The sequence below is a fragment of the Kluyvera sp. Awk 3 genome (genome assembly GCF_028069715.1).
GTDB classification, from domain to species: Bacteria; Pseudomonadota; Gammaproteobacteria; order Enterobacterales; family Enterobacteriaceae; genus Kluyvera; species Kluyvera georgiana_A.
The window spans coordinates 38,996-55,543 of the sequence record NZ_JANEWH010000013.1 but is presented as its reverse complement, the minus strand read 5'-3'; the positions used below and the strand labels follow the sequence as shown (position 1 = coordinate 55,543).

Sequence of the window (16,548 nt, the reverse complement as noted above, 5' to 3'; positions counted from 1 at the left end):
GGCGTTGCCTGTGAAGAATCGTATACCTTAATTTCTTCTGCTGTAAATATAATGACAGCGCAGGTGCGATAATGGATTAATAATCAATTGTTACTAATTTCTAAATAATTTGCCGCATGAATGAGGCCGATATTGGTATCTGGTTTTATTATTTATATATTGCCGTGGATTATTATTATGGTTAAATAAAACGGCAAAGTGAAATGACTGCGATGGCATGTTTTTTGATGAGTTAAAAAAGAAGATATTGTCTTTAACCAGACATGTCATTTCTCAAAATTTTATGACATAATGCGCCGCGTAGATGCTCATTCCATCTCTTATGTTCGCTTTGTGCCTCATAAACTCAGGAATGACGCAGAGCCATTGACGGTGCTTATCGTCCACTGACAGATGTCGCTTTTGCCTCATCAGACACCATGGACATAACGTTGAGTGAAGCACCCATTAGTTGTCGAATTAAACCTGTATTGGCGCCTGCTCCCACAAAGAGCAGGCGTTTTTTTATGGGTAAAAAAGAAAAGGGGCCATTCGGCCCCTTTTTGCTAGCGCGTAGATTACGCTGGCGGGTTGTTCTGCAGCGTCAGCATCAGCCCGTCCCGGCGCATGGCAGCGGCTTCTTCCGGCTGTTTCAGGCGGTCAAGCGTGTCAGCCAACCAGGCATAGTCGAAAGCATCCGGACGCTGCTTAAGCGCGGCGCGAAACGCCAGACTCGCTTCCTGCCACTCGCCGTGCTTCATCAGCGACTGGCCCAGCGTGCTCCACAACAGCGGGCGGTCGCCCACGGTTTTGATCTGCTGGCGCAGCAGTTTTTCCATCTGCTCCGGATTATTGGTGTGCAGACGTGGAATCAACATCACCAGACGATCGTCATACTGACGCTTCAGGCCATCGATGATGATCTGCTGTGCGGTGTCATGATCGTCACACTCAATGAGGTGATCCGCCATGGCAACCTGCAGGGCCACCTGATGACGCGTTTTACGGCTTTGATTCTTCCACCAGTCACGCAGCCCTTCGCTGCCCTGGTCGGCGCGTACCTGGTCCATAAGACCAATCCACGCCTGCTGCTCCAGCGCCGCGCGATGGGCGTCATCGCCGACGTTGGCTTTCGCCATTGACGGGATGATATCCAGCAGCGAACTCCAGGCCCCGGTCTGAATATAGGCCTGCTCGGCCAGACGCAGGACTTCCGGATGGCGTGGGGCGATTTCCAGCAGCTTATCAATACCGTGGCGCGCCGCGTGGGTTTCATGACGCGCCAGCTGTAGACGGACGCGAGTGATCTCAACCGGGATCAAATCGTTACCGGCATTTTCCGCTGCACGCTGTAGGTGTTGATTGGCGCGCGCTTCGTCACCGCGCTGCTGCGCGGCTTCAGCCGCCAGCAGGTAGTTGACGACAGGCTGTTCCGCGTGATCGGCATTTTTCGACATCAGCTTTTCAACCTGCTGATAGTCGCCTTCCGCCAGTTTCAACAGCGCCTGCTCGGTCTGCTTGCGTGCGCGACGGCGTTTACGGCCCACGAACCAGCCGCGGGTATGGGCGCTGGTACGGAAAATGCGGCGCAGAATCCATTCCAGCGCGAACAGGACCACCATGATCAGAATCATGATGATGACCAACCCGGTGACGCTGGTTTCAATGTTGTAATTGTCGGTCTGAATTAGCACGTACCCCTGGTGACCTGCAATCATCGGGCCGACTACCACGCCGGCAATCAGCAGTGCGAAGAGTAATAAGACTTTAAGCATCGATTACTCTCCTTGCGCCGGGGCTGGCGCAGGCTCTGTGGCGGCCGGTTGCTCTGCCGTAGGCTGAGCGGCAGCGGGCTGCGCCATCAGGTTACGCACGCGGGTCTGCATCAGTTTTTCCAGAATCGGCTGGCTTTGCAGGGTGTCCGGAACGTCCATGGCGATACTCTGCTGGCTGAGTTGATCGATATCGTTCAGGAACGTTTTCGTGGCGGCATCATCGGTATCATAGTAGGCACGTACCCAGGTCGAGACGTTATCCAGCGCCTGCTTGTAGGTTTCCTGCTGATGACGTGGCACTGCCTGCGAGGCGGCAAGCAGTTGAGCGCGGATGTTCTCGCGCAGGTAGATATCCTGGTTCGGCGCCAGCAGCGGAACGGCGGTCTCGTCGCGGCGGCGAATGGTAATAAAGCTGTCCATAAAGTTCTGCCAGCTTTTTTGCAAATTGACGCGCCACTCGCTGAGCGAAGCCGACAGTTCGCCATCGTCGCTGTCCATCGGCGAATCGTCAGTATTGTTGTCCGCCAGACGCAGGTTATCCACCTGATTGGCGAGCTGGTTCACCTTCAGAATGATGCCGTCGAAATCAACCTGCGACACGGCGGAGAGGCTGGCGATATCTTCGGTAATTGCCCGGCGCGCGGTAATCAGACTGGGGTCGTTCATGTCCGCGAGACTGGCATCCGCGCTTTTCAGCAGTGCGGCAGCGGTGGTCACGTCCTGATCACTCCACAGCTTGCGCCCGGCCAGCTTCACCAGGAAATCGGACTGGGCCAGCAGCCAGGTTTTTGAATCGGTGCCGGAGATAGCAGCCACTTTTTGCTGCACTTCATCCAACTGTTTGGCCATTTCGCTCTGCTGGGCTTTCGCCGCATCAAGCTGTTCGGCCTGTTGTTTAATGGTGGTTTCCAGCGCCTCTTTCTGCGCATCCTGCGCTTTTTGCAGCGCGATGAGCTGATTGGCGAGAGTATCGCTGGTGGTGGATTGGTTGACGGCCTGCTGTTTACCCCAGCCGTACAGACCGATGCCCGCCGCCAGCGCGATGGCGATAGCAACGGCGCTTAGCACCAGACTGGTTTTCCCGCCGGTATTTTTCTTCTCAGCATTTTCTGGCTTACGGACCTCGGGTTGCGGCGTGGTGTTCACGACGTCCCCGGATTCTTCAACCACGGCGGAGTTTTCTTTTTGTTCCGTCATTATGGCTTCCAATTTTGAGAGTTATTGTAATGCGCGCAGCAGCGCATCGTTGTCTGCGCTATCGGCAACCTGAATTTCCTGCCAGCCCATCTCCCGGGCCAGTTTTGCAATGCGCTCACTCACCACCAGTAACCGACACTTGAGCAACCAGCTCTCCCGGTACCAGAGGGGAATCAGCGTCCAAAGCTGTTGCAGCATTTCGCCGCTGGTGACCACTATCGTCGAGACGCCTCGCGACTGCCAGCGCATGGCTTCTTCCGCGCCATCGTAGTGAATGGCGCTGCGCTGATAGCATTCACACAGCGTCACGTCGGCGCCACGGGCGGTAAGCGTTTCAGCGAGCAGCTCACGGCCACCGTTGCCGCGCAGAATAAGCGCCTTCTTTCCCGCAATATTTTGTAATTCAGGTAATTGTAGCAATACTTCGCTGATTTCCCGATCTAAAGGGTAGCGTACGTCGGCTCCGCTGACCTGATGCAGAGCCAGCGCCGTAGTGCGACCAATGGCAAAATAGCGGGGAGCCGTCGGCCAGCAAAGGCGCTGCTGCTGCAACTGCGATTGGGCAAAGCTCACCGCATGCTGCGACAACGCGAACGCTAAATCCCCATCGTCCAGCGCGCCAAGCGCCTGACCGAGCGTATTAAGTTCGCGACCGGGGGTGAATTCAATCAGCGGGAAACTCCAGGCTACTCGCCCCAGCGCGCGCAAACGGCTCACGAGCGCTTCACTTTGCGGGGCGGGGCGGGTAACCAGAATGGTCATACTGAGGCGTCTCCGTCGTAGACCGCGGCAAGAATTTCTCGCGCGCCGTTATCGAGCAGCTCTTCAGCCAGCGCAATGCCCATTTTCTCGGCCTCTTCCGGCTGGCCGCGACGCTCGCCGCAAACCATTTGACTGCCGTCCGGCGCGCCAACCAGCGCGCGCAGCCAGAGTTCTCCATCAATGAGTTCCGCATAGCTGCCGATAGGCACCTGACAGCCGCCTTCCAGCCGCGTGTTCATCGCCCGTTCGGCGCGCACGCGGACAGCAGTGTCGTCATGATTCAACGGCGCCAGCAGCGCACGCGTTTGTTCGTCGTCGAGGCGGCACTCAATGCCGACGGCGCCCTGGCCAACGGCCGGGAGCGACTCTTCCGGCGACATCGGCTGGCGGATGCGGGCATCCAGTTCCAGACGTTTAAGGCCAGCAACGGCGAGGATGATCGCATCGTAGTCGCCGTTGTCGAGTTTGCTCAGCCGCGTGCCGACGTTGCCGCGCAGCGAACGAATCACCAGGTCCGGGCGGCGTTTGGCCAACTGGCACTGGCGACGCAGACTGGAAGTGCCGACGACGCTGCCTGCCGGGAGGTCATCCATGCTGGCGTAATGGTTCGAGACGAAGGCGTCACGTGGGTCGTCGCGCTCGCAGATGGTCACCAGCCCCAGCCCTTCAGGGAATTCCACTGGCACATCTTTCATCGAATGCACGGCGATATCCGCGCGATTTTCAAGCAGTGCCAGCTCCAGTTCTTTGACAAAAAGCCCCTTGCCGCCCACTTTGGCCAGCGGCGTATCAAGGATCACATCACCGCGCGTGACCATCGGGACAAGCGTCACCGTCAGCCCAGGATGGCAGGCCTCCAGGCGTTCTTTTACATAGTGCGCTTGCCAGAGCGCGAGCGGGCTCTGACGTGTGGCAATTCTCAAAACTTTGTCTAACATGCTTGTTACCGTCATCTATCGTCCGTTGTCCATCCTAACATTGTTGCCTTAATGATGTTAGTTTTCAGGGATTCATACCCTGAACAATTCGCGATGCAGGAAACGTGCCTTCAGCCTAAACGGAGACAAGCATAAACGGGGTTGTGTTTACCGTTCATTACTGGCACTGTCTTGATCGTATGCCGGGGTTTACAGCAGCATTCAATGCTACACTTGTTGTAGTGCAACATTCTTTACGGTCAACCGGCAAGGTGTTAAATTGATCACGTTTTAAACCATTTTTTGTCCAGAATTCGATAATGACAACGGCGGACGAAAAACGGTAACGGTTCTTCTTGTTGAAATATTAAAACCTCCGTACCGCTTGAACAGGATACGTCGAGGTTTTGAACATCAGGCGATATGTCTTGTACCTCTATATTGAGACGCTAAAACAGAGACTGGATGCCATCAACCAACTGCGCGTGGATCGCGCGCTTGCAGCCATGGGCCCTGCTTTCCAGCAGGTATACAGTCTACTGCCGACATTATTACATTATCATCATCCGCTGATGCCGGGTTACCTTGACGGTAACGTTCCCAAGGGCATCTGCCTCTACACGCCTGATGAAACCCAACGCCATTACCTCGACGAACTCGAGCTGCATCGCGGCATGCCGCCGCAGAGCACTGCCAAGGGCGAACTGCCGATTACCGGCGTTTACACCATGGGCAGCACCTCGTCCGTTGGCCAGAGCTGTTCCTCCGATCTGGATATCTGGGTCTGTCACCAGTCGTGGCTCGACAATGATGAACGCCAATTGTTACAGCGCAAATGCAGCCTGCTGGAAAGCTGGGCGGCATCGCTGGGCGTGGAAGTCAGCTTCTTCCTGATCGACGAAAACCGTTTCCGTCATAACGAAAGCGGCAGCCTCGGTGGGGAAGACTGCGGTTCAACGCAGCACATTTTACTGCTCGACGAATTTTATCGTACGGCGGTGCGCCTGGCGGGCAAACGTATTCTGTGGAATATGGTGCCGTGCGAAGAAGAAGATCATTACGATGACTACGTGATGACGCTCTACGCCCAGGGCGTGCTGACGCCGAACGAATGGCTTGACCTCGGCGGATTGAGCTCGCTCTCCGCCGAAGAGTACTTTGGCGCCAGCCTGTGGCAGCTGTATAAGAGTATCGACTCGCCGTACAAAGCGGTGTTGAAAACCCTGCTGCTGGAAGCCTACTCGTGGGAGTATCCCAACACGCGCCTGTTGGCGAAGGACATTAAACAGCGCCTGCATGATGGCGAGATCGTCTCTTTCGGTCTTGATGCCTACTGCATGATGCTGGAACGCGTGACCGAATACCTGAAGGCCATCGACGACGAAACCCGTCTCGACCTTGTGCGTCGCTGCTTCTACCTGAAAGTGTGCGAAAAGCTCAGCCGTGAACGCGCTTGCGTTGGCTGGCGTCGCGAAGTGGTTGGGCAACTGGTGAAAGAGTGGGGCTGGAGTGAAGAGCGTCTGGCGATGCTCGATAACCGCGCCAACTGGAAAATCGACCAGGTCCGTGAAGCACACAACGAACTGCTCGACGCGATGATGCAGAGCTACCGCAACCTGATTCGCTTCGCCCGTCGTAACAACCTCAGCGTTTCCGCCAGCCCGCAGGATATCGGCGTGCTGACGCGTAAGCTGTACGCGGCGTTTGAAGCGCTGCCGGGCAAAGTGACGCTGGTGAACCCGCAGATCTCCCCGGACCTGTCCGAACCGAATCTGACCTTTATCTATGTTCCGCCAGGACGCGCCAACCGTACAGGTTGGTATCTTTACAACCGCGCCCCGAACATGGAATCCATCATCAGCCATCAGCCGCTGGAATATAACCGCTATCTCAACAAGCTGGTGGCCTGGGCCTGGTTTAACGGCCTGCTGACTTCACGCACGCGCCTGTTTATTAAGGGCAATGGCATTGTCGACCTGGCGAAACTGCAGGAGATGGTTGCTGACGTATCGCACCACTTCCCGCTGCGCCTGCCCGCGCCAACGCCGAAAGCGTTGTACAGCCCGTGTGAAATTCGCCATCTGGCGATTATCGTCAACCTCGAATATGACCCGACGGCGGCCTTCCGCAATCAGGTGGTGCACTTCGATTTCCGTAAGCTGGATACTTTCAGCTTCGGTGAAGACCAAAAATGCCTGGTTGGCAGCGTTGACCTGCTGTATCGCAACTCGTGGAACGAAGTGCGTACGCTGCACTTCAACGGCGAGCAGGCGATGATTGAAGCGCTGAAAACCATCCTCGGTAAAATGCACCAGGACGCCGCGCCGCCGGACAGCGTCGAAGTATTCTGCTACAGCCAGCACCTGCGCGGCTTGATTCGTACCCGCGTGCAGCAGCTGGTTTCCGAGTGTATTGAACTGCGCCTTTCCAGTACCCGTCAGGAAACCGGCCGCTTCAAAGCGCTGCGTGTCTCCGGGCAAACCTGGGGCCTGTTCTTTGAGCGTCTGAACGTGTCGGTACAGAAGCTGGAAAACGCCATCGAGTTTTACGGCGCGATTTCGCATAACAAGCTGCACGGTCTGTCGGTGCAGGTTGAGACCAACCATGTAGAATTGCCGCCGGTGGTGGATGGTTTTGCCAGCGAAGGGATTATCCAGTTCTTCTTCGAGGAGTCGGGGGAAGATCAGGGCTTTAATATCTACATTCTTGACGAGAGTAACCGCGCCGAGGTGTATCACCACTGTGAAGGCAGCAAAGAGGAGCTGGTGCGCGACGTCAGCCGCTTCTATTCCTCGTCGCACGATCGCTTCACCTACGGCTCAAGCTTTATCAACTTCAACCTGCCGCAGTTCTATCAGATTGTGAAGGTTGACGGCCGTGCGCAGGTGATTCCGTTCCGCAGCCAGGCGATTGTGCCGCCGCCGTCGAATCACGACAACAATAACGCGCCGCTGTTACAGCAGTACTTCTCTTAACTATGATGCCGGATGGCGGTTTCGCCTTATCCGGCAATCAGTCTTAGCGGAAGCTTACTTCCTCACCCGCCTGCTGCGTCGCCGCCTGTTCCAACAGATCCCAGAACGTTTCGCCGCTGCGATCGCAAACCCACTCGTCGCCTTTCAGGTCAAAGTGATAGCCGCCCTGTTTGGTCGCCAGCCACACCTGGTGCAACGGCTCCTGACGGTTAATAATGATTTTACTGCCGTTTTCAAAGCTGATGGTCAACACGCCGCCGTTGATTTCACAGTCGATATCGCTGTCGCCATCCCAGTCGTCCAGACGTTCTTCGATGGCTAACCACAGAGTGTCGGCAAGGCGATGAAATTCACTGTCGTTCATTGTTTTATCCCGCTATTTAGTGATAGCGGCAGTATAGCGTGAAACAAATCACGTTGCAGTCAGGCGCTTAACGCTTGCTTTTGCGCCTTCTCCTGCGATGATAGAAAATAGAAAGCATTGAACTACAGGCATCTTAAGAATGAATAAGATTTTTCGACCGCTGGCTTTGTTACTTGCACTGTTTAGCCTTGCAGGCTGCGGCCTGAAGGGCCCGCTCTATTTCCCTCCGGCTGATAAGACGGCGGCACCGCCGACCAAACCCGTGACGCCGCCTGTGCAGAGCGCATCGCCGGACCGTAACGATCGTGGCGACGACGGCGGCCCGACGCAGGTTAACTACTGATTCCGTTCTGTACCGCGCAACTGGAGTAGATAATGCAGTTCTCTAAAATGCATGGCCTCGGCAACGATTTTATGGTCGTCGACGCGGTAACGCAGAATGTGTTTTTTTCGCCTGAGCTGATCCGCCGACTGGCGGACCGGCATCTGGGCGTGGGCTTCGATCAACTGCTGGTTGTCGAGCCGCCTTACGATCCGGACCTTGATTTCCACTACCGCATTTTCAACGCCGACGGCAGCGAAGTTTCTCAGTGCGGCAACGGCGCGCGCTGCTTTGCCCGCTTTGTGCGCCTGAAAGGCCTGACCAATAAACGTGATATTCGCGTCAGTACGGCTAACGGCCGTATGGTATTAAGCGTCACGGAAGATGACCTGGTACGCGTCAATATGGGCGAGCCGAACTTTGAGCCCTCGCAGGTCCCGTTCCGCGCCAACAAAGCGGAAAAGACCTATATTATGCGTGCGGCCGAGCAGACAGTATTGTGCGGTGTGGTTTCAATGGGGAACCCGCACTGCGTGATTCAGGTCGACGACGTCGATACGGCGGCCGTTGAAACGCTGGGCCCGGTGATGGAAAGCCATGAACGTTTTCCAGAACGCGCTAACATTGGTTTTATGCAGGTCGTGAAACGCGATTACATCCGCTTGCGCGTTTACGAACGCGGCGCGGGTGAGACGCAGGCCTGTGGAAGCGGTGCGTGTGCGGCGGTTGCTGTCGGTATTCAGCAGGGTTTGCTGGCGGAAGAAGTGCGCGTGGAATTGCCGGGCGGGCGTCTTGATATCGCCTGGAAAGGCCCGGGCCAACCGTTGTTTATGACTGGCCCGGCGGCACATGTCTATGACGGATTTATTCATCTATGAAACAGGTTGGGGAAGAACAGCAGGACGCCATCACCGCGCTGAATGACGGCGCGGTGGTAGACTATCTGTTGCAACATCCTGAATTCTTTATTCGTAATGCCGCTGCCGTCGAGCAGATGCGCGTCCCGCACCCGGTGCGGGGCATGGTCTCGCTGGTCGAGTGGCATATGGCGCGCTCGCGCAACTATATCGCGATGCTCGAAGAGAATATGAGCCAGCTGATGGAGCAGGCGACGGCCAACGAAGGGCTGTTCTATCGCTTGCTGCATCTGCAAAACCGGCTGGCGTGTGCCGAAAGCCTCGACGATCTGCTGCTGCGTTTTCACCGCTGGGCGCGTGAGCTGGGGCTGGCGGGGGCGTCGATACGTCTGTTCTCCGACCGCTGGCGGCTTGGCGCTCCCTCTAAACACACCGACCTGGTGCTCTCTCGTCAGGCGTTCGAGCCGCTGCGTATCCAACGCTTAGGCCAGTCAAACCACTATCTGGGTACCCTCAATGGTCCGGAACTGCTGCTGGTATTGCCGGAGGCGAAAGCAGTAGGCTCGGTAGCCATGTCGATGATGGGCAGCGATGGCGACCTCGGGGTGATTCTCTTCAGCAGTCGTGACCCGCACCACTATCAGCCTGGACAGGGAACGCAGCTGTTGCAGGAAATCGCCTTGATGCTGCCTGGCCTGTTGGAACGATGGATTGAACGCGAATGACCGGCGATATCGCATTGGGGCAAGACGTTACCCGTTTCCTGCGCTATCTGGGCGTTGAGCGGCAGCTAAGCCCCATTACCCTCCTGAACTATCAGCGTCAGCTTGATGCCATTATTGAACTGGCCGAAGGTATGGGCCTGCAGAATTGGCAACAATGTGATGCTGCGATGGTGCGTAGCTTCGCCACCCGCAGCCGTCGTAAGGGGCTGGGAGCGGCAAGCCTGGCGCTGCGCCTGTCGGCCTTACGCAGCTTCTTTGACTGGATGGTCAGCCAGGGCGTGCTACCGGCTAACCCGGCGAAAGGTATTGCCGCGCCAAAAGCGCCGCGCCACCTGCCGAAAAATATCGACGTCGACGACGTTAACCGCCTGCTGGATATTGACCTTAACGACCCGCTGGCGGTGCGCGACCGCGCGATGCTGGAAGTGATGTACGGTGCGGGTCTGCGTCTGTCCGAGCTGGTCAATCTGGATATCAAGCATCTGGATCTCGACACCGGCGAAGTCTGGGTCATGGGCAAGGGAAGCAAAGAGCGCCGGTTGCCGATTGGCCGCAACGCTGTCGCGTGGATCGAACATTGGCTCGACCTGCGCGGGCTGTTTGGCGGCGACGAAGACGCGCTGTTCCTCTCAAAGCTCGGCAAGCGTATTTCGGCCCGCAACGTACAAAAACGTTTTGCCGAATGGGGTGTGAAGCAGGGGCTGAACAGCCACGTCCATCCCCATAAACTGCGCCATTCGTTCGCCACTCATATGCTTGAGTCGAGCGGCGATTTGCGCGGTGTGCAGGAACTGTTGGGGCACGCCAACCTCTCGACCACCCAAATCTATACCCATCTTGATTTTCAACACCTTGCTTCGGTGTACGATGCGGCGCATCCGCGCGCCAAACGGGAGAAATAATGCGTTTTTATCGACCACTGGGCACGATTGCCGCGTTGACCTTTGACCTTGACGATACCCTTTACGATAACCGCCCGGTGATTGACCGCACGATGCAGGAGTCGCTGAATTTTGTTCGCGGCTATCACCCGGCACTGGCCAATTTTGACGCCCACACGCTTCAACAGTGGCGCGATGCGTTGCTGAAGACCGAGCCGGAGATTTACCACGACGTCACCGAATGGCGCTGGCGTGCGCTGGAGTCCGGTATGCGGCAGTTGGGGTTAACGGCCCAGGAAGCGAAAGCCGGTGCCGATGCGGCGATGGCCAACTTTGCCCACTGGCGTAGCCGGGTTGATGTGCCGCAGGAAACCCACGATACCCTGAAAAAGCTGGGCGAAAAGTGGCCGCTGGTGGCGATTACCAACGGTAACGCACAGCCAGAACTATTTGGTCTGAGTGGCTATTTTGAGTTTGTGCTCCGCGCCGGGCCGGACGGGCGTTCTAAGCCGTTTGCCGATATGTATCACCTGGCGGCAGAAAAGCTCAACGTACCGCTCGGCGAGATTTTGCACGTGGGTGATGACCTGACCACCGATGTCGCGGGCGCCGTGCGCTGCGGGATGCAGGCCTGCTGGATCAAGCCGGAAAACGCCGATCTGATGCAGACCGCCGACAGCCGTTTGTTGCCGCACATTGAGATTTCCCGGTTGGCATCTCTGACCTCGCTGATATAATCGTCATAACTCTGTATAAATTCCCAGGGGTTCGTTAGAGCCCTCATTTTTCCGGCGGTGCCAATGGACGTTTCTTACCTGCTCGACAGCCTCAACGATAAACAGCGCGAAGCCGTCGCGGCGGAGCGAACCAACATGCTGGTGCTCGCCGGGGCAGGCAGCGGTAAGACGCGCGTACTGGTGCACCGCATCGCCTGGCTGCAAAGCGTCGAGAACTGCTCGCCGTACTCGATTATGGCGGTGACCTTCACCAACAAAGCGGCGGCGGAGATGCGCCACCGTATTGCCGAACTGATGGGCACCTCGCAGGGCGGCATGTGGGTCGGCACCTTCCACGGGCTGGCGCACCGTTTGCTGCGTGCGCATCACCTGGACGCCGGGTTGCCGCAGGATTTCCAGATTCTCGATAGCGAAGATCAGCTGCGCCTGCTCAAACGCCTGATTAAGGCGATGAACCTTGATGAAAAACAGTGGCCGCCACGCCAGGCGATGTGGTTTATCAACAGCCAGAAAGACGAAGGGCTGCGTCCACACCATCTGCAAAGCTACGGCAACCCGGTCGAACAGACCTGGCAGAAGGTCTATCAGGCCTATCAGGAAGCGTGCGACCGCGCGGGGCTGGTGGATTTCGCTGAACTGCTGCTGCGCGCCCACGAGCTGTGGCTCAATAAGCCGCACATCCTCCAGCACTACCGCGAACGCTTTACCAATATCCTGGTGGATGAATTCCAGGATACCAACAACATTCAGTACGCCTGGATCCGCCTGCTGGCGGGCGACACCGGTAAGGTCATGATCGTTGGCGACGATGACCAGTCGATCTACGGCTGGCGTGGGGCGCAGGTGGAGAACATCCAGCGCTTCCTCAACGATTTCCCCGGTGCCGAAACCATCCGCCTGGAGCAGAACTACCGTTCGACCAGCAACATTCTGAGCGCGGCCAACGCCCTGATTGAAAACAACAACGGGCGTCTGGGCAAAAAGTTGTGGACCGACGGCGCCGATGGCGAGCCGATTTCGCTCTACTGCGCGTTCAACGAACTCGACGAAGCCCGCTTCGTGGTCAACCGTATTAAAACCTGGCAGGACAACGGCGGCGCGCTGGATCAGTGTGCCATTCTCTATCGCAGCAACGCCCAGTCGCGCGTGCTGGAAGAGGCCTTGTTGCAAGCCAGCATGCCGTATCGTATCTATGGCGGGATGCGCTTTTTCGAACGTCAGGAAATCAAAGATGCGCTCTCGTACCTGCGCCTGATTGCCAACCGTAACGACGATGCGGCATTCGAACGTGTGGTGAATACGCCAACCCGCGGCATCGGTGACCGTACGCTGGACGTGGTCCGTCAAACTTCGCGCGATCGCCAACTGACCTTGTGGCAGGCCTGTCGCGAGCTGCTGCAAGAGAAAGCGCTGGCAGGCCGCGCTGCGAGCGCTTTACAGCGCTTTATGGAGCTGATTGACGCGCTGGCGCAGGAAACGGCCGATATGCCGCTGCACGTGCAGACCGATCGGGTGGTCAAAGATTCCGGCCTGCGCATGATGTACGAGCAGGAAAAAGGCGAAAAGGGCCAGACGCGTATCGAAAACCTGGATGAACTGGTGACGGCAACGCGCCAGTTCAGCTACAACGAAGAAGACGAAGATTTAATGCCGCTGCAGGCGTTTTTGTCTCATGCGGCGCTGGAAGCCGGGGAAGGTCAGGCCGATACCTGGCAGGATGCGGTACAGCTGATGACCCTACACTCGGCCAAAGGTCTGGAGTTCCCGCAGGTGTTTATCGTCGGGATGGAAGAGGGGATGTTCCCAAGTCAGATGTCGCTGGATGAAGGCGGCCGTCTGGAAGAAGAGCGCCGCCTGGCCTACGTTGGCGTCACCCGCGCGATGCAGAAGCTGACGCTAACCTATGCCGAAACCCGCCGTCTGTATGGTAAAGAGGTTTATCATCGCCCGTCGCGTTTCATCGGCGAACTGCCGGAAGCCTGCGTGGAAGAGGTGCGTCTGCGCGCGACCGTCAGCCGTCCGGTGAGCCATCAGCGGATGGGGACGCCGATGGCCGAGAATGATACTGGCTACAAACTTGGCCAGCGCGTGCGCCACGCCAAGTTTGGCGAGGGCACCATCGTCAACCTGGAAGGCAGCGGTGAACACAGCCGTTTGCAGGTCGCATTCCAGGGGCAGGGAATTAAATGGCTGGTGGCGGCCTACGCCAGGCTGGAAACTGTATAACTTTCAGAAAAATATCATTATTTTGTAACGATCTGCTAGCCTTACGGAAGAGAAGGTAATTAATCCTGGTTAGCGTTTCGTTGCGTGTTGACGCCGTTTTTTTGCTGGCGTAACATGCGCGCACGATTACGCTAAGAGGACAAAGCCTTGGACACACCCAGTAGATGCTGGCTCACCTTCCTGTCATTCAGGAACAACTCCTAAGGCTATCCTCATATGCTGATAGCCTTAGCGGTTGTCAGCGACCCGTATTTTATCCCGTCGCATTGAGTCAGGCTGTTTAATGGTCTGAAACCCCTGTAGTTTCTGTGTGCCCACCGGCTGTCCGATAATTTTTTGCATTGGGAGTCCCGGTCATGCTGAGCGCATTTCAACTGGAAAATAATCGTTTAACGCGTCTGGAAGCGGACGAAATCGAACACCTCGCCAGCTCGGTGTGGGTCGATTTAGTCGAGCCTGACGACGACGAACGAAACCGTGTGCAAAAGGATTTGGGCCAGAACCTGGCCACGCGCCCCGAACTGGAAGACATCGAAGCATCCGCACGTTTTTTTGAAGACGAAGACGGCCTGCATATTCACTCCTTCTTCTTTTACGAAGATGCGGACGATCACGCCGGTAACTCCACCGTTGCTTTCACCATCCGCGAAGGGCGACTGTTTACCCTGCGCGAGCGCGAGCTGCCGGCGTTCCGCCTGTATCGTATGCGCGCACGTAACCAGGCGATGGTCGATGGTAACGCCTACGAGCTGTTGCTGGACCTGTTCGAAACCAAAATCGAACAGCTGGCGGATGAAATTGAAAACATCTACAGCGACCTGGAAAAGCTGAGCCGCGTGATTATGGAAGGTCACCAGGGTGACGAGTATGACGAAGCGCTGTCCACGCTGGCTGAGCTGGAAGATATCGGCTGGAAGGTTCGTCTTTGTCTGATGGATACCCAGCGCGCACTGAACTTCCTCGTGCGCAAGGCGCGTTTACCGGCCAGCCAGCTGGAGCAAGCGCGCGAAATCCTGCGAGATATCGAATCCCTGTTGCCACACAACGAATCGCTGTTCCAGAAGGTTAACTTCCTGATGCAAGCGGCGATGGGCTTTATCAACATCGAGCAGAACCGCATCATCAAGATCTTCTCGGTGGTATCCGTGGTGTTCCTGCCGCCAACGCTGGTGGCTTCGAGCTATGGGATGAACTTTGAGTTTATGCCGGAATTGAAGTGGAGCTTTGGCTACCCAGGGGCAATTATCTTTATGATTCTGGCAGGGCTTGCGCCGTATCTGTACTTTAAGCGCAAGAACTGGCTGTAATGGTTGTGCCGGAGAAGGCGTCGCCGCCCTCCGGCCACTTCTTTAACCTCGACGACCGCGTCTCTGCGTATAAATCGCATCCATCACGAAAATCGCTAGCGCCACCCAGATAAAGGCAAAGGTCACCATCTTATCCGCTCCCGGTACCTCACCGTAGAACATCACCGCCAGCAGGAACATCAGCGTTGGACCGATGTACTGGAAAAAGCCCAGCGTGGAAAGGCGCAGACGTGTAGCCGCACCGGTAAAGCACAGCAACGGAATGGTGGTCACCACGCCGGCGGCAATCAGCAGCAGATTCAACGACCACGGGTTGTTACCCATGTGGCTGGTGGCGCTGTCGGCGATGCCGAACAGATAAATGGCTGCCACCGGCAGCAGCCAGAGCGTTTCGAACAGCATCCCGGTTTGCGCATCGACGGCAATTTTCTTACGTACCAGGCCGTAGAAGGCGAAACTGAACGCCAGGCCTAGCGCGATGATCGGCAGCGAGCCGAAGGTCCACAGCTGTACCAGCACGCCACAGATAGCCAGAATCACCGCCAGCCACTGCATGCGGCGGAAGCGCTCGCCGAGGAAAATCATTCCCAGCAGAATATTCACCAGCGGGTTAATGAAATAACCTAGGCTGGCTTCCAGCATGTGGTGGTTGTTCACCGACCAGATAAACAGCAGCCAGTTACCGCCGATCAGCACCGCCGACAGCGCCAGCAGAAAGACCTTTTTCGGGGTTTTCAGCAGTGTGCGCACCTGCGGCCATTGGCGGCTGATGCTAATCAAGGCCACCATAAAGAAAAACGACCAGATGACGCGGTGGGTCAGGATCTCATCGGCAGGGACGTAGTAAATCAGCTTGAAGTAGGCTGGAGCGATGCCCCAGATGAAATAGGCGGCAAGAGCGAGAAGTACGCCCTGACGCGTTTGTTTGGGATCCATGTGAAACATCCATTACGAAAAAGTCATGTAATGTTACGCGATTCTGGCGGTTATCCCACCATATAAGTCGCCGTCGCGCTGGCAATATGCGTTTTCTCTTCGTTGTGTAGCTCAACGCGCGCCACGGCAACCTTGTTCCCGGCGCGCAGCAGCGTACTGCTGGCGGTAAAGCGCGTGCCGCGACCTGGACGCAGATAGTCGACGCGTAGATCGATGGTGCCCATTTTCGACAGCCGCTGGCGCAGCTCGTCTTCATTAATGGTGTCGTGACGCGTCAACGTGCTGCCTACGCACACCAGCCCGGCGGCAACGTCCAGCGCTGAGGCGATCACACCGCCGTGCAGAATGCTTTGCGCCCAGTTTCCTACCATCATCGGTTGATTGTTAAAGCTCAGCTGCGCAAAGGCTTTTTCGTAGACTTCCAGCTCCAGATTCAGCGCGCGGTTAAACGGCATATGGTAGACAAAGATTTCCCCAACCAGCTTGAGTGCGTCGGCGGCGGTGAGTTCGGCAGACATAATGACCTTACTTTTGTTTGTTAATGAAATGTTGATTTTATGCCGAATGAATGTTGATTTCTACTTTCGG

At 56.5% G+C, this 16,548-nt stretch carries 16 protein-coding genes; 9 read left to right on the top strand and 7 right to left on the bottom strand.

Annotated elements, in window-relative coordinates:
• Positions 1 to 557 precede the first annotated feature (557 nt).
• From hemY to hemC, 4 genes are read right to left on the bottom strand one after another with little or no spacing between them, the layout of a single operon-like run.
• On the bottom strand, positions 558 to 1,754 hold the full coding sequence (hemY, locus tag NNN71_RS05010) for a protoheme IX biogenesis protein HemY (RefSeq protein ID WP_163448165.1): 1,197 nt from the start codon (positions 1,752 to 1,754) through the stop codon (positions 558 to 560).
• 3 nt (positions 1,755 to 1,757) lie between these two features.
• Positions 1,758 to 2,951, bottom strand: a complete 1,194-nt coding sequence (gene hemX / locus NNN71_RS05005; protein ID WP_271458003.1) for a uroporphyrinogen-III C-methyltransferase — start codon at positions 2,949 to 2,951, stop codon at positions 1,758 to 1,760.
• A gap of 21 nt (positions 2,952 to 2,972) precedes the next feature.
• The gene (gene hemD / locus NNN71_RS05000) at positions 2,973 to 3,713 is read right to left on the bottom strand and encodes a uroporphyrinogen-III synthase (protein WP_223803527.1); all 741 of its coding nucleotides are present in this window, start codon (positions 3,711 to 3,713) and stop codon (positions 2,973 to 2,975) included.
• The gene (hemC, locus tag NNN71_RS04995; protein WP_163448168.1) at positions 3,710 to 4,651 is read right to left on the bottom strand and encodes a hydroxymethylbilane synthase; all 942 of its coding nucleotides are present in this window, start codon (positions 4,649 to 4,651) and stop codon (positions 3,710 to 3,712) included. The genes hemD and hemC overlap by 4 nt, the downstream gene beginning before the upstream one ends.
• A 407-nt stretch (positions 4,652 to 5,058) precedes the next feature.
• Between hemC and cyaA the strand changes: the two genes are divergently transcribed.
• A complete protein-coding gene (gene cyaA / locus NNN71_RS04990; RefSeq protein WP_064546437.1) occupies positions 5,059 to 7,605 on the top strand; it encodes a class I adenylate cyclase in 2,547 nt (848 codons plus the stop codon).
• A 43-nt stretch (positions 7,606 to 7,648) separates the two neighbouring features.
• Here the strand turns inward: cyaA and cyaY are convergent, their stop codons facing one another.
• On the bottom strand, positions 7,649 to 7,969 hold the full coding sequence (gene cyaY / locus NNN71_RS04985; protein ID WP_163448169.1) for an iron donor protein CyaY: 321 nt from the start codon (positions 7,967 to 7,969) through the stop codon (positions 7,649 to 7,651).
• 139 nt (positions 7,970 to 8,108) lie between these two features.
• Here cyaY and lptM point away from each other — a divergent pair, with 139 nt between their 5' ends.
• From lptM to corA, 8 genes are all read left to right on the top strand, one after another.
• Positions 8,109 to 8,312, top strand: coding sequence for an LPS translocon maturation chaperone LptM (lptM, locus tag NNN71_RS04980; protein WP_163448170.1), 204 nt, complete (start codon positions 8,109 to 8,111; stop codon positions 8,310 to 8,312).
• Between the two features lie 32 nt (positions 8,313 to 8,344).
• Positions 8,345 to 9,169, top strand: coding sequence for a diaminopimelate epimerase (gene dapF, locus NNN71_RS04975; RefSeq protein ID WP_271458002.1), 825 nt, complete (start codon positions 8,345 to 8,347; stop codon positions 9,167 to 9,169).
• Positions 9,166 to 9,873: a DUF484 domain-containing protein gene (locus NNN71_RS04970; protein WP_167577159.1), complete on the top strand. Its 708-nt coding sequence runs from the start codon at positions 9,166 to 9,168 to the stop codon at positions 9,871 to 9,873. Before dapF ends, NNN71_RS04970 begins: the two co-directional genes overlap by 4 nt.
• Complete coding sequence (xerC, locus tag NNN71_RS04965; RefSeq protein WP_167577158.1) at positions 9,870 to 10,775, top strand: tyrosine recombinase XerC; 906 nt, start codon at positions 9,870 to 9,872, stop codon at positions 10,773 to 10,775. The genes NNN71_RS04970 and xerC overlap by 4 nt, the downstream gene beginning before the upstream one ends.
• Positions 10,775 to 11,491 (top strand): 5-amino-6-(5-phospho-D-ribitylamino)uracil phosphatase YigB, encoded by a 717-nt coding sequence (gene yigB, locus NNN71_RS04960; RefSeq protein ID WP_167577157.1) that lies wholly within the window; start codon positions 10,775 to 10,777, stop codon positions 11,489 to 11,491. Before xerC ends, yigB begins: the two co-directional genes overlap by 1 nt.
• A 63-nt stretch (positions 11,492 to 11,554) precedes the next feature.
• On the top strand, positions 11,555 to 13,717 hold the full coding sequence (gene uvrD, locus NNN71_RS04955; protein ID WP_163448175.1) for a DNA helicase II: 2,163 nt from the start codon (positions 11,555 to 11,557) through the stop codon (positions 13,715 to 13,717).
• A 147-nt stretch (positions 13,718 to 13,864) separates the two neighbouring features.
• Positions 13,865 to 13,921: a YsgD/CorL family protein gene (gene ysgD / locus NNN71_RS25225; protein WP_368301982.1), complete on the top strand. Its 57-nt coding sequence runs from the start codon at positions 13,865 to 13,867 to the stop codon at positions 13,919 to 13,921.
• 152 nt (positions 13,922 to 14,073) lie between these two features.
• Complete coding sequence (corA, locus tag NNN71_RS04950; protein ID WP_064546451.1) at positions 14,074 to 15,024, top strand: magnesium/cobalt transporter CorA; 951 nt, start codon at positions 14,074 to 14,076, stop codon at positions 15,022 to 15,024.
• A gap of 42 nt (positions 15,025 to 15,066) precedes the next feature.
• On the opposite strand, the gene rarD is transcribed toward corA, so the two are convergent.
• Both rarD and yigI read right to left on the bottom strand, forming a co-directional pair.
• On the bottom strand, positions 15,067 to 15,960 hold the full coding sequence (gene rarD, locus NNN71_RS04945) for an EamA family transporter RarD (RefSeq protein WP_163448176.1): 894 nt from the start codon (positions 15,958 to 15,960) through the stop codon (positions 15,067 to 15,069).
• Positions 15,961 to 16,010: 50 nt separating this feature from the next.
• Positions 16,011 to 16,478, bottom strand: coding sequence for an acyl-CoA thioesterase YigI (gene yigI, locus NNN71_RS04940; protein WP_106929870.1), 468 nt, complete (start codon positions 16,476 to 16,478; stop codon positions 16,011 to 16,013).
• Positions 16,479 to 16,548: the final 70 nt, after the last annotated feature.

What these genes read in the sequence shown, in the direction of transcription:
- cyaY (WP_163448169.1), bottom strand. Translation starts at nt 7,969, where the DNA reads ATGAACGACAGTGAATTTCATCGCCTTGCCGACACTCTGTGGTTAGCC.
- hemY (WP_163448165.1), bottom strand. Translation starts at nt 1,754, where the DNA reads ATGCTTAAAGTCTTATTACTCTTCGCACTGCTGATTGCCGGCGTGGTA.
- uvrD (WP_163448175.1), top strand. Translation starts at nt 11,555, where the DNA reads ATGGACGTTTCTTACCTGCTCGACAGCCTCAACGATAAACAGCGCGAA.
- hemC (WP_163448168.1), bottom strand. Translation starts at nt 4,651, where the DNA reads ATGTTAGACAAAGTTTTGAGAATTGCCACACGTCAGAGCCCGCTCGCG.
- corA (WP_064546451.1), top strand. Translation starts at nt 14,074, where the DNA reads ATGCTGAGCGCATTTCAACTGGAAAATAATCGTTTAACGCGTCTGGAA.
- lptM (WP_163448170.1), top strand. Translation starts at nt 8,109, where the DNA reads ATGAATAAGATTTTTCGACCGCTGGCTTTGTTACTTGCACTGTTTAGC.
- hemX (WP_271458003.1), bottom strand. Translation starts at nt 2,951, where the DNA reads ATGACGGAACAAAAAGAAAACTCCGCCGTGGTTGAAGAATCCGGGGAC.
- hemD (WP_223803527.1), bottom strand. Translation starts at nt 3,713, where the DNA reads ATGACCATTCTGGTTACCCGCCCCGCCCCGCAAAGTGAAGCGCTCGTG.
- dapF (WP_271458002.1), top strand. Translation starts at nt 8,345, where the DNA reads ATGCAGTTCTCTAAAATGCATGGCCTCGGCAACGATTTTATGGTCGTC.
- yigB (WP_167577157.1), top strand. Translation starts at nt 10,775, where the DNA reads ATGCGTTTTTATCGACCACTGGGCACGATTGCCGCGTTGACCTTTGAC.
- rarD (WP_163448176.1), bottom strand. Translation starts at nt 15,960, where the DNA reads ATGGATCCCAAACAAACGCGTCAGGGCGTACTTCTCGCTCTTGCCGCC.
- xerC (WP_167577158.1), top strand. Translation starts at nt 9,870, where the DNA reads ATGACCGGCGATATCGCATTGGGGCAAGACGTTACCCGTTTCCTGCGC.
- yigI (WP_106929870.1), bottom strand. Translation starts at nt 16,478, where the DNA reads ATGTCTGCCGAACTCACCGCCGCCGACGCACTCAAGCTGGTTGGGGAA.
- NNN71_RS04970 (WP_167577159.1), top strand. Translation starts at nt 9,166, where the DNA reads ATGAAACAGGTTGGGGAAGAACAGCAGGACGCCATCACCGCGCTGAAT.